This is a genomic window from Polaribacter marinaquae (genome assembly GCF_038019025.1).
In the GTDB taxonomy this organism is placed as follows: Bacteria; Bacteroidota; Bacteroidia; order Flavobacteriales; family Flavobacteriaceae; genus Polaribacter; species Polaribacter marinaquae.
Genome location: NZ_CP150496.1, coordinates 1,501,385 through 1,517,570 on the forward strand (window position 1 = coordinate 1,501,385; position 16,186 = coordinate 1,517,570).

Consider the following 16,186-nt stretch of genomic DNA (forward strand, 5'->3'; position numbering starts at 1 on the left):
ACCAATAAAACTTCGATAAACGGTTGTTAAAATAAGTTTAACAGATGTTTGTTTTAGATTACAGAATAAAAAATAAGTTTTTTTTATCTTTGAAAACTGATATACACACATTTATGAATCCACTTTTACAAGACTTTAATACAGCTCCTTTTTCAAAAATTTCAACTAAAGATTACAAACCTGCAATTCTAAAAGCAATAGAAATTGCAAAGCAAGAAATAAATGAAATTGTAAATAACTCAGAAACACCGAGTTTCAAAAACACAACTGTTGCATTAGATTTTTCTGGTGAAAAATTAAATAGAATTACAAGTATATTTTTCAACTTAAATTCTGCAGAAACTAATGATAAAATTCAGAAAATTGCACAAGAAATCTCACCTTGGTTAAGCGAGTTTAGAAATGACATCACACTAAACGAAGAACTTTTTAATCGTGTAAAAGCTGTTTTTAATAATAGAGAAAATTTAAAATTATCGCCAGAGCAAGAAATGTTGTTAGAAAAACAATATAAAAGTTTTGCAAGAAATGGTGCTAATCTAAATGAAGAAAACAAGAAAGAACTTAGAGATATAGACGCTAAACTATCTAAGCTTTCGTTAAAATTTGGCGAAAATGTACTTGCAGAAACCAATGCTTTTGAAATGCATTTAACCAAACCAGAAGATGTAGCTGGTTTACCAGAAAGTGTTAAAGAAGCGGCTAAAGAAGTTGCCAAATCTAAAAACAAAGATGGTTACATTTTTACACTAGATTACCCAAGTTACATTCCGTTTTTAACTTATGCTGATAATAGAGATTTAAGAAAAAAAATGGCAATTGCAGCGGGTAAAAAAGGTTTTCAAGAAAACGAATTCAATAACGAAAAAATTGTTTTAGAAATTGTTAATCTTCGTCATAAAAGAGCAAATTTACTAGGTTACAAAACGCATGCTCATTTTGTTTTAGAAGAAAGAATGGCAGAAACGCCTGAAAAAGTAATCGAATTTTCTAATAATTTATTAGAAAAAGCAAAACCTGCTGCGCTTAAGGAATTTGAAAACTTAGAAAAATACGCAAAAAAACTTGACGGAATAGATAAATTACAAAAATGGGATGGTGCTTATTATTCTGAAAAATTAAAGAAAGAATTATTCGATTTAGATCAAGAATTATTAAAACCATACTTTAAATTAGAAAACGTTATTAATGGTGTTTTCGAAATAGCAAATAGATTATTTGATTTAAATTTCGAAGAAATAAACTCTATCGATAAATATCATGAAGATGTTAAAACTTATAATGTAACAGATAACGAAGATAATTTTATTGCTGTTTTTTATGCTGATTTTCATCCTAGAAAAGGTAAAAGAAATGGTGCGTGGATGACTTCTTACAAGTCACAACAAATAAAAAACGGAATTAACGACAGACCACATGTTTCTATAGTGTGTAACTTTACAAAGCCCACAGAAACCAAACCTTCTTTACTTACTTTTAATGAGGTTACAACATTGTTTCATGAGTTTGGGCACGCTTTACATGGTATGTTAGCAAACACAACCTACAATAGTCTGTCTGGAACTTCTGTTTCTTGGGATTTTGTAGAATTACCAAGTCAGGTTTTAGAAAACTGGTGTTACGAAAAAGAAGCTTTAGAATTGTTTGCAAGACACTACGAAACTGATGAAGTTATACCTATGAAATATGTAGAGAAAATTAAAGAATCTGCAAGTTTTCATGAAGGTATGCAAACATTACGTCAATTAAGTTTCGGGCTTTTAGACATGAAATGGCACTCAGAAAATCCATCAGAAATAAATTCTGTAAAAGAGTTTGAAAACGACGCTTTTTCTAACACAAAATTATATCCAGATGTAAAAGAAAACGCAATGAGTACTGCTTTTTCACATATTTTTCAGGGTGGATATTCTTCTGGATACTACTCTTATAAATGGGCAGAAGTTTTAGATGCAGATGCATTTGAATATTTTTTAGAAGAAGGAATTTTCAATAAAGTAGTTGCTACAAAGTTTAAAGACAATGTTCTTTCTAAAGGTGGTACAGAAAAACCAATGAAGCTATACAAACGTTTTAGAGGAAAAGAACCAAAACCAGATGCACTTTTAAAAAGAGCTGGTTTGCTTAATTCTGAACGTTAATTGATTTATTTTGTTATAAAATACATTTTTATACGTTATTAAAGTATGAAAGATTGTATTTACATTATTGTCTTATTTTTTTCGTTACAAATTTCTTCACAAATAACCATTAAAGGTACAGTGTTTGAAAAAAGTGATCCATTAGAGGGTGCAGATGTATATTTTAATAATACAATGCTTGGTACAACTACTAATTTTAATGGTGAATTTTCTATTAAAGTGAAAGAAGGACAGTATGATTTAATTGTTTCTTATTTAGGTTATAAAAAAATAAACTATACTTTAAACACATCAAATTATACCAAACCTTTAGTTTTCAATTTAAAACAAGAAAACAATACTTTAGACGAAATAATTATACGAAAAACAGTTTATAATGACGAGTGGAAATACAATCTTTCTACCTTTAAAAAAGAATTTATTGGTAGAACAGAAATTGCGAAAGATTGCGAAATTTTAAACCCAAAAGTTTTACATTTTACCTATAACTCTAAAAAAAATATTCTTACCGCAGTTGCAAAAAAACCTCTAGAAATAAAGCATAAAAGCTTGGGGTATAAAATAATTTTCGAACTTGAAAAATTTGTAATAAATAACAAAACTGTTACGTATTTAGGCTATTCTAGATATCAAAATTTAAAAGGAAGCAATAGAAAGAAGCGTAAATGGCAGCAAAAACGTTTAGAAACTTACAACGGTTCATTTACTCATTTTTATCAATCTTTATTAAAAGGTACAACTTATTTAGATGGATTTTTAATGCATCAATTTGAAAGGGTTTTAAACCCAGATAGACCAAGTGAAAGTGTTATAAAAAAAGCTAGGGAATTGGTGAAATTGCACAGAAATAAAATCAACTTTTTAAAAAAGATTGAAATACCAAAAACACCTTTAGATTCGGCTTTGGTTACTTTAAAAAAAGCTAGATTACCCAAATTTAAAGATTATTTATACAAATCTAAAGTGCCAATTAAAGACATCTTAAAATTTAAAAACGGTGTTTCTTACCTTAATTTTAAGAACAATTTAAGCATTGTTTACACAAAAGAATTAGAAGAAGAAGGTTATATTTTAAGAGCTGCATTTAGCAAACCAAGAAAAGCATTACCGCAAACCTCTTCTATAATTCCTTTAAAACTGCCTACTATTATAGATAAAAACGGAACATTAATCAATCCGTTAAATGTTTTTTATGAAGGATATTGGTCTTACGAAAAGTTTGCAAATTCACTTCCTTTAGATTATGACCCTAAAATATAAATGCTAGTTACTATTCTTAGCTTCAATCCATTTACTCATATATTTTGTTGCTTGTAGTGTTTGATGTTGCAACAAACTTCCAAAGAAATTAGAAGCCCTATGTTTCTCTAAATTTTGTTGAATTTCTTGAATTTTACTTGACAAAACTACTCCATTTTTCTTTTTACTGTAAATAGAATTAATAATATCAATTCCTTTTTGCTGAGAATTCTTCCAAGTTGACTCATCGTTATAAAGTAGAACTGCTTTGTTTGCAAAATCAGTATAATCGTCTTCTATAAAACCATTCCACTCAAAATTATTTGCCATTCCTTCTGCACCAATACTTGTTGTTACACTTGGCGTACCGCAAAGCATAGCTTCTGTTAATTTGCCTTTTATACCTGCACCAAAATTTAAAGGAGCTAAAACTACTTTGGCATTTTTAACTACATTATTTGCATCCTTTGCAAATCCTTTAATTAAAAAACCTTCTTTTTTATTATTTAATTCTTGTATTTGTTGAGTAACATAGGCACCATAAATATGTAACTCTGCCTTAGGAAGTTGTTTTCTAACTTTTGCCCAAATTTCTTTTTTTAAAGTTAAAACTGCATCAACATTTGGTTTATGAAAAAAATTTCCGATAAATATAAAATGTTCTCTTTCTGCAAAATGATGCCACTTTACTGTTTGTAAGGCATCTATTTCTTCAAACATAAAAGGTAAATACAGAATCACATTAGAAGGTATTTTAAAGACCTCTTTTAACAATTCCATTTCATAAGTAGAAATAATTAAAGACAAATCGCATCTTAAAATAGATGCAACTTCTCTCTTTGTAATGTCTTGTTTTAAAAGTTCTGAAACTGAAAAAGGAAGCTCCTTTTTAACACAAAACTCTCTGGTTTTACGCAAACAATGCAAGTCTTCTGTATCTAAAATTGTAATTGCATTCGGACAATGTTCTGCAACACGCCAACCAAATTGTTCTTCGATCATAAATCGATCAAATAAAACTATATTGGGTTTAAGTTTCTTTACAAAAGCATCAAAAGAAATATTGTTAAGCTCGATAAAAACTTCTTCTATACCTAAAGATTTTAAATCTAATGCTTTTTCACTTTTTTGTGCCACACATGCAAAGGTTATGTGATATTCTTTTTCTAAAAACTGGTCAATTAACTGCAACATTCTTTTGCCTGCAGCAGAAGAATTAGGTTCTACCCAAACAGCACCAATAATTAAAACTGTGTTATTTTGCAATTATTTAGAATTCATTTGAAGTTTATAATCAGCTTGTACCTTTTTACCCCAAGTAACAACAGCATTAATTTGCTCTTGCGTAAGATTTGCATCGGCATGCGTCCAAGTATAAGAATCTAATGGCATTTCTCCTTTTTCTACTTCTTCGTAAAGTTCGTCCATTTTATGTTCTTTCTTTTTTAAAGAATAAGAGCTCCATTTAGAAAAGTTTAAATGCTTTTTACCGTCTTTAATATGATCGTCTAACCAATAATTTACAGGTGTAATGTTACTGTACCAAGGATAAACTGTTTTATCTGAATGGCAATCGTAACAAGTTGTTTCTAATACTTTTTTAACATCTTCTGGCGGATTTGTTTCTGACACAAAAGCAGCTACAGAAGTCATTTCACCATCGTTTTTTTCTGGACCAAAAAACTGAGCAATTACAAGTACAACTAATAGAAAAACTAATATTTTTTTTAGGGTTTTCATCTGTAAATTTTAAGAATATTTTATACTGTAAAACTACTAAATTCTTACTTTATTTTATGAAAATATCCGTATTTTTGTCAATTATTATTAAAAAACAAAGCATTAGGTTGCAAAAAACACAAAATAAACTTACTTATGAAATATGATATTATTGTAATTGGTTCTGGTCCTGGAGGATATATAGCTGCAGTTAGAGCTTCTCAATTAGGCAAAAAAGTAGCAATTATAGAAAAATATTCAACTTTGGGTGGTACCTGTTTAAATGTTGGTTGTATACCTTCTAAAGCTTTATTAGATTCTTCTCATCATTATTACGATGCAGTTCATCATTTTGAAGAACACGGTATTTCTGTTGAAAAACCAACTTTCGATTTTGGTAAAATGGTAGATAGAAAAGCTAAAGTTGTAGAAACAACTACAGGCGGAATCAAATACCTTATGGATAAAAATGACATCGATGTTTTTGAAGGATTGGGTTCTTTTGTAGACAAAACTCATGTTAACATTGCTAAAAACGACGGTACATCAGAAGTAATAGAAGGTACCGATATTATTATTGCTACAGGTTCTAAACCTTCTACGTTACCATTTATTACGTTAGATAAAGAACGTGTAATTACATCTACAGAAGCTTTAAAATTAAACGAAGTTCCTAAACATTTATTAGTAATTGGTGGTGGTGTTATTGGTTTAGAGTTAGGTTCTGTTTACAAGCGTTTAGGCGCAGATGTAACGGTTATAGAATATGCTCCAAAAATCACACCAACTATGGATGCTGATGTTTCTAAAGAATTACAAAAAGTTCTTAAAAAACAGGGTATTAAATTTGCTGTAAGTCATGGTGTAACTTCTGTAGAAAGAAACGGTGAAGAAGTTACTGTAAAAGCAAACAACAAAAAAGGAGAAGAAGTTACTTTTACCGGAGATTATTGTTTAGTTGCTGTTGGTAGAAAAGCATATACAGAAGGTTTAGGTTTAGAAAAAGTTGGTGTAGAAGTTAACGAACGCGGACAAGTTGCTGTAAATGATCATTTACAAACAAATGTACCTAATATTTACGCAATTGGAGATGTAGTTAAAGGTGCAATGTTGGCACATAAAGCAGAAGAAGAAGGTGTAGTTGTTGCAGAATTTTTAGCTGGTGAAAAACCACATATCGATTATAATTTAATTCCGGGTATTGTTTATACTTGGCCAGAAGTTGCTGCTGTTGGTAAAACAGAGCAAGAATTAAAAGATGCTAAAGTAGATTACAAATCTGGTAAATTTTCTATGAGAGCTTTGGGTAGATCTAGAGCTAGTGGAGATATTGATGGTTTTGTTAAAGTTTTAGCAGATAAAAATACAGACGAAATTTTGGGTGTACACATGGTTGGTGCACGTGTTGCAGATTTAATTATGGAAGCTGCAGTAGCCATGGAATATAGAGCGTCTGCAGAAGATTTAGCGAGAATTTGTCATGGTCATCCAACATATTCTGAAGCTGTTAAAGAAGCTGCAAAAGCTGCTTGGGATGGTAAACCGTTAAATGCATAAAACTGTATTTTTAATTACAGTCATTGATAAAAAAAGCACCTAATATTTAGGTGCTTTTTTTATGTTTAAAAGTTTCCTATTTTTATAAAATGAAAAAGAAACTTTTTATGCTATTATTTTTCTTAGCAAGTTTATCCATTAACGCTCAAGAAAATACAGATTTCAAAACACAACCAAACTCCTTTTTATCAAAAGCATATTATAGTATTAATTTTGGCGGAATTTTTTATCCTTTTTCTAATAATAATTTAAAAGAGGGTTACCAAACAGACACGTTTGCTAAAAACATTTTTTCTGGACGATTGCTACTAGGTTATAAAATCTTACCCGATTTAGCGGTTCAATTTGGTACATTAAGACCTGCTTCTTGGTTTCAATACACAAACGTAAACAATGTTGGCTATCATAACAGCGTTTGGATAAATGCTTGGTCTTTGTCTTTAAAGAAAAATATAAACTTAAATGATAAATTATCTTTTTTTGCTGAGAGCGGAATTGCCAACGTAACCAGAGTAGGATTTTCTATAAATGATAAAGTTGTATATTCTGATGCGCATTATGCAAGCTTTCTTTATGGCTTTGGATTTAACTATAAATTGAACAAAAAATGGAAGTTGAATTTAAACGGAACATTCTTACCAAAATCAACAAAAGAAAATCAACCTTCTATATCTCAAGTAACTTTAGGTTTCGAATACCATATCAACAAATTATCCGAAGAAAAAGCTGATAAATTTCGCAAAAATGGTCATTTTTTTCCTAAAAACATGCTACAAGTTAGTTACGGAACAAGTAAAATTGGCTTTGGTGTCAATCGGTTTTTTGGTATGAGTTTAAAGGTTGGTAACTTCGAAAGTTTCGGCATACCAGTATTTTGGGTTGGCGAAGTTAAGGCAGCCAATTCTTTTTCAATTACCTACCAACAATTACTTTTTAGAACAGAAAAAATATTCTCTTTAGACTGGGGTGCAAGTATAACTGCGTTTAATACAGAAGCTACCAACGAGAAAGTGCTTGCTTTTTCAATTTTTCCTTCGATGCGTTTTTATCTTTTAAGAAGAAATAAGTTTGATATGTATGCAAATTACTCGCTTATCGGACCAACATTTTTAACAAAAGGAAATTTAGACAACCTTAATACCGGCCCAAAAATTACATATCAAGACACAATGGGACTTGGTTTTTTCTTCGGAAAAAAACGACAATACAATGCAGAATTTAGAATTATGCACTACTCTAACGGAAACATTTTTACAAATAACTCTGGTGTTGCAGTGCCAATTCAGTTTACATTTGGTAAAACTTTTTAGCCAATAAATCTGCATAAAAATTTCTATTTCTAAACAATAAGAATTGTATTTTTGCATTAATTATGCAAAGAACTGTTCGTACTTTTTCTATTGAAAACATCGCTACTTTTAAACAAAATTTACTGTGTTGGTCTCAACAATTTGAAACAGCACTTTGGTTAGATTCTAATAACTATAACCAAACATATACTAGTTTTAATAGCGCTTTGGCTGTTGAAGAATTTACATCTATAAAAACAGATTACACCAACGCTTTTGATAAATTAAAAGAATATCAAACTACAACAAAAGATTATATTTTTGGATATATTTCTTATGATGTAAAAAATGATGTCGAGCATTTAAAGTCTAAAAATTTAGACAATTTAGGTTTTGCCGATTTGTATTTTTTTCAACCTCAAAAATTAGTTTTTATAAAAGAAAATTCCGTTGAATTTCATTATTTAAGAATGGTTGATGATGAAATTGAAGAAGACTTTAAAACGATTAAAAATATTAATCCTTCAGTTTTTGAAAATTCTAAAAGCGACATCAAAATAAAATTACGAATTCATAAAGATGAGTACCATCAAAAAGTATCAAAAGTTTTAGAACATATTAAAAGAGGTGATATTTATGAAGCTAATTTTTGTCAGGAATTTTATGCCGAAAACGCTACTATAAATCCGTTGCAAGTTTACAAGCATTTAAACGATATTTCTGAGCCACCATTTGCTGCTTATTTAAAGTTAGAAAATCAATATGCTTTGTGTTCATCACCAGAAAGATATATTAAAAAGGAAGGCAGTAAAATAATTTCGCAACCTATAAAAGGAACCGCAAAACGATTAATTAGCCAAATTGATGATGAGAAAATTGCACGAAATTTAATGAGAGATGAAAAAGAACGTGCAGAAAATGTAATGATTGTAGATTTGGTTAGAAACGATCTTTCTAAAACTGCAACTAAAGGCTCTGTAAAGGTTGAAGAATTATGTAAAGTGTATTCTTTTAAACAAGTGCATCAAATGATATCTACGGTAGTCTCTAATATAGATACAGATTTAATGCATCCGGTAGAAGTTTTACGAAGCACTTTTCCTATGGGAAGCATGACAGGCGCACCAAAAGTTTCTGCAATGCAAATTATAGAAGACTTAGAAGAAACCAAAAGAGGTTTATATTCGGGCGCAATTGGTTATTTTACGCCAGAAAACGATTTCGATTTTAATGTTGTTATTAGAAGTATTCTATACAACGAAGAAAAAAAATACGTTTCATATTCTGTTGGTGGTGCAATTACTGCAAAATCTATTGTAGAAAACGAATATGAAGAATGCTTACTTAAAGCAAAAGCAATGAAATACGTTTTACTAAACGCCCAGTAAAACCAAAAAATATACTTATTATGATATTTAATAAAGAAGAACTTTTTCAGAAAACTTTAGAAAGTTTATCAGAAACACCAACAGAACAAAATATGTTTAATAAGTTTTTAGAACTGTATCCTGCAGAATGGAAACAACTAAAAGTTACGTTTTCTAAATTTAACAGAAGTAAACAGTTTGGTAAAACAATTCCGTTACCAAAACCAGAGGTTTCTCTAAGAAAAGACATTAGAATTTGGTTAAGAAAACAGTAATAGATTACGTATTTTTAAAATTGTTATGCGTCAAAAATTATCTAATCATATAAATAGTAAACTTCCTTTTTTAAAGGATAAAAAGCTATTGATTGCCATTTCTGGCGGCATAGATTCTGTTGTATTAACCCATTTATTAGCAACATTAAATTTTAATATTTCTTTAGCGCATTGCAATTTTAAATTAAGAAATTTAGAAAGTGATTTAGATGAAGAATTTGTAAAAAACCTAGCCAAAAAATTACAAATTGATTGCCTCTGTATTTCTTTTGAAACAGAAAAAATAGCACAACAAAATAAAGAATCTACACAAATTGCCGCGAGAAATCTTAGATATAATTGGTTTAAAGAATTAAGTAAAAAACACAATTTCGATTATGTGTTAACTGCCCATCATGCAGATGATAATTTAGAAACTTTTCTAATTAATTTAACACGAGGCTCTGGTTTAGATGGATTTACAGGAATTCCAGAAATAAACAATTCTATTGTTCGTCCGTTTTTACAGTTTTCTAGAGATGAAATTCTAAACTTTGCTACCTCTAATAATATTTCTTGGCGAGAAGATAAAAGCAACGCTTCTACAAAATATGTTCGTAATAAAATAAGGCATCAAGTTTTACCGGTTTTAAAGGAAATAAATCCGAATATATTAGCAACATTTTCTAAAACTGTAGCAAATTTACAAGAGAGTAAAGAAATTATTAAAGATAGAATTGAAATTGTTTCTAAAGATGTTATCCAATATTTAGATGATAAGAATTCATTTAAAATTAATATTGATAAAATTCAGCAATTAAAAAACCCAAAAGCTTATTTATATCAACTTTTAGAAAATTATAATTTTACTGAATTTAACGATGTTCACAACTTGCTAAAAGCGCAATCTGGTAAACAAGTTTTTTCTAAAACACACGTTTTATTAAAAGATAGAGAATTTTTAATTTTGTCTGAAAGAGATTTTTCGACCTTACAACAAAAGACTTTTAAGATTGATGAAAAGGATACTGAAATTTTAGAACCTATTCATTTAACTTTAGAGCATTTGGCAGAAAAATCAACAAAAAATAAAAATACAATTTACGTTTCTAAAAAGCATTTACAATTTCCTTTAGTTGTAAGAAAATGGCAAAATGGCGACTATTTTTATCCGGCAGGAATGCAAGGAAAAAAGAAACTGAGTAAGTATTTTAAAGACGAAAAAATGTCTTTATTAGAAAAAAATAACACTTGGCTTTTGTGTAATGGTTCCGATGAAATTATTTGGATAATTGGTAAAAGGCAAGACAACAGATTTTTAACATTTTCTAACGATGCTTCTCTTATAAAAATTAGCCTTTTATAAAAGGTTTACGTATTTTTAAAAAATTATATATCAATTCTATTATTGATACAAACCCATTTAATCATCTCTAAAATAAGAGATTTACCGAAAAATGAAGAAACTATTTTTACTGCTTACATTATGTTTTACAGTTTTTGCAAATGCACAAACAGAAGACAATCCTTTAGTTTGGCAAACATCAATACAGAAAATTTCTGATACAGAATACGATGCTGTTTTTACTGCAAAAATCTTAAAAGATTGGCATTTATATTCGCAATACAATCCAGAAGATGCATCACAAGCTTTAGAAATTGTAATTCCTGAAGGTAAAAAAGGATACAAATTAGTTGGCAAAGCGAAAGAAAGTGAAACAACTAAAGAATATTCTGAAGTTTGGGAAAAAGAAGAAATTTTCTTTAAGAATAAAGCTACCATTACACAACGTGTTTTAATTGAAGATACAAATATTGATAATATAACTTTAGAAATTTACGGGCAAGTTTGTAAACAAGCTTGTATACAAATAGAAGATTCTTTCTCATTTTCTTTAAATGGTAAAACTCTAGAAAAAGAGGAAGTTATTTTAGATGAAAAAAGCAGAAAATTAACCGAAAAGTTAAAATTAAATTTAAAAAACACAGAATTACTTAAAACAGATACTACATTAGATAATAACGATGGTAGCTCTTTAATGAATATATTTCTTTTAGGTTTTATTGGTGGATTATTAGCACTTTTAACACCTTGTGTTTTCCCTATGATACCTTTAACAGTATCATTTTTTACAAAACAATCTCAAAGTAAAAGTAAAGGTATTTTTAATGCAATTTTATACGGATTATTTATCGTGATAATTTACATGCTTTTAAGTGTCCCTTTTCACTTAATTGATGGCTTAGACCCAAGTATTTTAAATACAATTTCAACCAATATTTGGTTAAACATCTTCTTTTTTATCATTTTAGTGTTTTTCTCTTTATCATTTTTTGGTTTTTATGAAATAACGTTACCAAGCTCTTGGGGAAATAAAATGGATGATGCATCCAACATTGGTGGTTTTATTGGCATTTTCTTTATGGCTTTAACTTTAGCTATTGTTTCATTTTCTTGTACTGGTCCAATTTTAGGTTCTTTGTTAGCAGGTTCTTTAGGTACAGTTGGCAATCCTGCTTTTCAGCTTTCTGCTGGTATGACTGGTTTCGGACTCGCTTTGGCTTTACCTTTTGCTTTATTTGCATTGTTTCCTAACTTGTTAAACGCCTTGCCTAAATCTGGCGGTTGGTTAAATACAACCAAAGTTATTCTTGGTTTTTTAGAATTGGCTTTTGCTTTTAAATTTTTATCAAATTCTGATTTAGTTGGCCATTGGGAAATTTTAAAACGTGAAATTTTTATAGGAATTTGGATTGCTATTTTTATTGGTTTAGCACTTTATTTATTCGGTAAAATTAAATTCCCACACGATTCTCCTCTTAAGAAATTGTCTTTTTTTAGAATTTCTTTTGGTGTATTAGTTTTTGCTTTTGTGATCTATTTAATTCCGGGAACATTTAAAAATCCTACTTGGAGTTTAAGCGCTTTAAGTGGTTTTCCTCCACCTCAATTTTACAGTATTTATCAGCAAGAATCAGATTGTCCTTTAGGTTTAGATTGTTATAAAGATTTTGATGAAGGTTTAAAGGCAGCACAAGAAACAAACAAACCTATTTTATTAGATTTTACAGGTTGGGCATGTGTAAATTGCCGTAAAATGGAAGAAAACGTATGGAGCGATCCATCAATTTATAATATTTTAAAAGACGATTATATTCTAATTTCATTGTATGTAGATGATAATGAAAAGAAGTTGCCAGAAGCAGATCAATTCAGTTTTAAAAAAGCAAACGGTAAAATAAAAAAGATTAAAACTTACGGTGATAAATGGTCTACATTTCAGGTTGTAAATTTTAAAAACGCATCGCAACCTTATTATATTTTGATGAATGCCAATTTAGAAATTTTAAACTCACCACAGCAATATACAGACATAGAAACGTATAAAAATTGGTTAGAAAAAGGAATTTATAATTTCAAAAATTAGAATTCGGTATACAAATTGATGCTATTATTTTGAAAACTAACATTTTAATCATGAAAGCAAAACTTTTCTTTTTAACAATATTTATGCTAATCAGCAACCTTATCTTTTCTCAAGATAAAGATATCAAAGTAACAAAAGCACCAACAAGTATTTATACAATTAATAGTTTTAGCAACAACCCAAATAGTTTTTATAAACTGAATTCTAAATTAAACTTAAATTCTTTTGATTTTGTAACACTTAATGTAGAAGATATCGAAAACAACATAATGGCTATCAATTTTCTAAATATTGATAAAAAGCCATCAGAATTTATTTATGATGATTACAACAATTATCAAAACAACTACTATTTAAAGGGTTTTAGATACAAGAACGACCCAACAAGATGGAATCTTCAATGTATAGAAAATAGAATTCAGCCATATTTCTTGAATAAACAATAAATTCTATATTCATCAAAAAAACATAAAATTTATATCGTTTTCGTAATTTTTTTGTTAATTATTAGTAAAAACCTAAGTTCTGAAACCTTGCTTTTTTGTAGATTTACTCTATAAAAATAATAGAATATGTCAGGATTACCTAAGCTAGCTCGTTTTAACGAAAACGTATTGTCTAAATATCAAATTTACAACAGTATTTTTATGACTTTGCCATTCGACACCATAAATAATACCGGTGTTTTATTGCCATTGTTTAATGAGTTATGTAAAAAAGGTTTTCAAGAGGGTAAAAATCCTACAGAAATTGTAGATGCTTTTTTTAGCAAATACCAAGAAAATCCTTCAGAAAAAGAAAAAACAGATTTATTATTTCGTTTTATACAATATATAGAAAGACAAGTTGTATTGTTTGATGCTATAGAAGACGCCGCTTTTCCTGTTGTTAATAATATGGATGGAGTTGGTACACTAAGAAACTCTAAAGAAACTGCCATTTTAGGTGAAAAGAAAGAAGCATTAAAAGCTTATTTAGAAGAATTTAAAGTTCGAGTTGTTTTAACTGCGCATCCAACACAATTTTACCCAGGTTCTGTTTTAGGTATTATTACAGATTTAGACAAAGCAATTCAAAATGACGACTTGCTTTTAATTAAAAAACTTTTAGCACAATTAGGTAAAACGCCTTTTTATAAAAAATCGAAACCAACACCTTTTGATGAAGCTGTAAGTTTAATTTGGTATTTAGAAAATGTCTTTTACCATTCTGTAAGTAAAATATACAACTACATTCAAAACAATATCTATGACGGAAATCCGATGGATAACGAAATTATAGATCTTGGTTTTTGGCCTGGTGGTGATAGAGATGGTAACCCATTTGTAACAACCCAAATAACTTTAGACGTTGCAGAAAGGTTAAGACAATCTGTTTTAAGAAGTTATTATAGAGATGTTAGAAAACTTAAAAGACGTTTTACTTTTGATGGCGTTCAAGAGATTTTAACTAAGATTGAAAAGCGACTTTACAAACACGTTGTAAGAAGTTATAGTAAAGTAAACTTTTCTCAAGGCATATTATTACAAGAACTTGCAGAGGCAAGAAAAATTGTAGAAACAAAACATCAATCTTTATTTATAGAAGAATTAGATGATTTTATTAACAAAGTTAGAATTTTTGGTTTCCATTTTGCAACTCTAGATATTAGACAAGACAGTAGAGTGCATCATAAAGCTTTTACTCAAATTGTTAAAGATTTACAAGAAACTGGCGATACTACTTTTCCTAAAAACTACGAACATTTACCAGAAGATGAACAAATAGAAATTTTATCTGTTGTTAAAGGAAGCATCGATCCAAAATCTTTAAGCGATGAAACTTCTGTAAGTACAATAGAATCTATTTATGCTTTAAAAGAAATTCAAAAAAGAAACGGAGAAAGAGGTGCAAACCGTTACATTATAAGTAACAATCAAACCGCATTAAATGTTATGGAAACATTTGCAATGCTTAACCTTTGTGGCTTTGAAAATGAATTACCAGTAGATGTTATTCCGCTTTTTGAAACAGTAGAAGATTTACAAAACGCAGAAGAAGTAATGCGTAAATTGTATAGTAATAGAACGTATAGATATCATTTAGAAAAGAGAAAAAACAAACAAACTATAATGTTAGGTTTTTCTGATGGAACTAAAGATGGTGGATATTTAATGGCAAATTGGGGGATTTTTAAAGCAAAAGAAGCATTAACAAAAGTTTCTAGAGAATTTGATATTGAAGTAATATTCTTTGACGGACGTGGAGGACCTCCTGCACGTGGTGGAGGAAAAACACACCAATTTTACGCATCTTTAGGACCAACAATAGAAGACAAAGAAATTCAACTAACAATACAAGGTCAAACAATTAGTTCTAATTTTGGTACAGAAAATTCTGCACAATACAACTTAGAGCAATTATTAAGTTCTGGTATTAAAAATGATATTTTTACAAAAGATCAATTAAACGAAAAAAATAGAGAATTAATAGAAGACATGGCAGCTACCAGCTACCAAACTTATGTCGACTTTAAAAATCATCCGCAGTTTTTACCGTACTTAGAAAAAATGAGTACGTTAAAATACTATGCTAAAACCAACATTGGTAGTAGACCAAGTAAACGTGGTGGTTCTGATAAATTAGACTTCTCTGCTCTTAGAGCAATTCCTTTTGTAGGAAGCTGGAGCCAGTTAAAACAAAACGTACCAGGATTTTTTGGAGTAGGAACTGCTTTAAAGAAATATGAAGATGCAGATAGATTTGATGAAGTAATTGCATTCTACAATGAATCTGACTTCTTTAAAACCTTGCTAGAAAACAGTATGATGAGTTTAACAAAATCTTTTTTCGAATTGACAGCATACATGGCTAACGATAAAGAATTTGGTGATTTCTGGAAACTAATTTATGAAGAATACAAGACAACCAAAAGGCTACTTTTAAAACTTACTGGTCACAAAGATTTAATGGAAAACTTTCCAGTTGGAAAAGCTTCTATAGAAATTAGAGAACAAATTGTTTTACCACTTCTTACAATTCAGCAATTTGCTTTAAAACAAATTCAAGAACTTCAAAATTCTGATGAAAACTCAGAAAAATTAGAAGTATATGAGAAAATGGTGATGCGTTCTTTATTTGGAAATATTAACGCAAGTAGAAACTCTGCATAAATAAAAAACTAAAGCATACTTTTTTTCTTTATATTTAAAG

General features: G+C 29.2%; 12 protein-coding genes. 10 read left to right on the plus strand and 2 right to left on the minus strand.

What is annotated here, in order from left to right:
- Window positions 1-113: 113 nt before the first annotated feature.
- Together WG950_RS06930 and WG950_RS06935 are read left to right on the plus strand one after the other, a co-directional pair.
- Entirely contained in the window at window positions 114-2,141 is a 2,028-nt protein-coding gene (locus WG950_RS06930) for a M3 family metallopeptidase (protein WP_340935130.1), read from the plus strand.
- A 45-nt stretch (window positions 2,142-2,186) separates the two neighbouring features.
- Entirely contained in the window at window positions 2,187-3,401 is a 1,215-nt protein-coding gene (locus tag WG950_RS06935) for a carboxypeptidase-like regulatory domain-containing protein (protein ID WP_340935133.1), read from the plus strand.
- 3 nt (window positions 3,402-3,404) lie between these two features.
- Here WG950_RS06935 and WG950_RS06940 read toward each other — a convergent pair whose 3' ends face one another.
- Window positions 3,405-4,646: a glycosyltransferase gene (locus WG950_RS06940; RefSeq protein ID WP_340935135.1), complete on the minus strand. Its 1,242-nt coding sequence runs from the start codon at window positions 4,644-4,646 to the stop codon at window positions 3,405-3,407.
- A complete protein-coding gene (locus WG950_RS06945; RefSeq protein ID WP_340935137.1) occupies window positions 4,647-5,120 on the minus strand; it encodes a heme-binding domain-containing protein in 474 nt (157 codons plus the stop codon).
- A 135-nt stretch (window positions 5,121-5,255) separates the two neighbouring features.
- Between WG950_RS06945 and lpdA the strand changes: the two genes are divergently transcribed.
- The 8 genes from lpdA (at window position 5,256) to WG950_RS06985 (ending at window position 16,146) form a co-directional block, all read left to right on the plus strand.
- Complete coding sequence (gene lpdA, locus WG950_RS06950; RefSeq protein ID WP_340935139.1) at window positions 5,256-6,656, plus strand: dihydrolipoyl dehydrogenase; 1,401 nt, start codon at window positions 5,256-5,258, stop codon at window positions 6,654-6,656.
- Between the two features lie 89 nt (window positions 6,657-6,745).
- Complete coding sequence (locus WG950_RS06955) at window positions 6,746-7,966, plus strand: acyloxyacyl hydrolase (protein WP_340935141.1); 1,221 nt, start codon at window positions 6,746-6,748, stop codon at window positions 7,964-7,966.
- 62 nt (window positions 7,967-8,028) lie between these two features.
- On the plus strand, window positions 8,029-9,333 hold the full coding sequence (gene pabB, locus WG950_RS06960; RefSeq protein WP_340935143.1) for an aminodeoxychorismate synthase component I: 1,305 nt from the start codon (window positions 8,029-8,031) through the stop codon (window positions 9,331-9,333).
- 20 nt (window positions 9,334-9,353) lie between these two features.
- Entirely contained in the window at window positions 9,354-9,587 is a 234-nt protein-coding gene (locus WG950_RS06965) for a hypothetical protein (protein WP_340935145.1), read from the plus strand.
- A gap of 25 nt (window positions 9,588-9,612) precedes the next feature.
- Window positions 9,613-10,932, plus strand: coding sequence for a tRNA lysidine(34) synthetase TilS (tilS, locus tag WG950_RS06970; RefSeq protein WP_340935147.1), 1,320 nt, complete (start codon window positions 9,613-9,615; stop codon window positions 10,930-10,932).
- Window positions 10,933-11,023: 91 nt separating this feature from the next.
- On the plus strand, window positions 11,024-12,994 hold the full coding sequence (locus tag WG950_RS06975) for a protein-disulfide reductase DsbD family protein (RefSeq protein WP_340935149.1): 1,971 nt from the start codon (window positions 11,024-11,026) through the stop codon (window positions 12,992-12,994).
- A gap of 50 nt (window positions 12,995-13,044) precedes the next feature.
- Window positions 13,045-13,440, plus strand: a complete 396-nt coding sequence (locus WG950_RS06980) for a hypothetical protein (protein WP_340935151.1) — start codon at window positions 13,045-13,047, stop codon at window positions 13,438-13,440.
- A 126-nt stretch (window positions 13,441-13,566) separates the two neighbouring features.
- Window positions 13,567-16,146 carry a phosphoenolpyruvate carboxylase gene (locus WG950_RS06985; RefSeq protein ID WP_340935152.1) on the plus strand — a complete coding sequence of 860 codons (2,580 nt, stop codon included), beginning with the start codon at window positions 13,567-13,569 and terminating at the stop codon, window positions 16,144-16,146.
- Window positions 16,147-16,186: the final 40 nt, after the last annotated feature.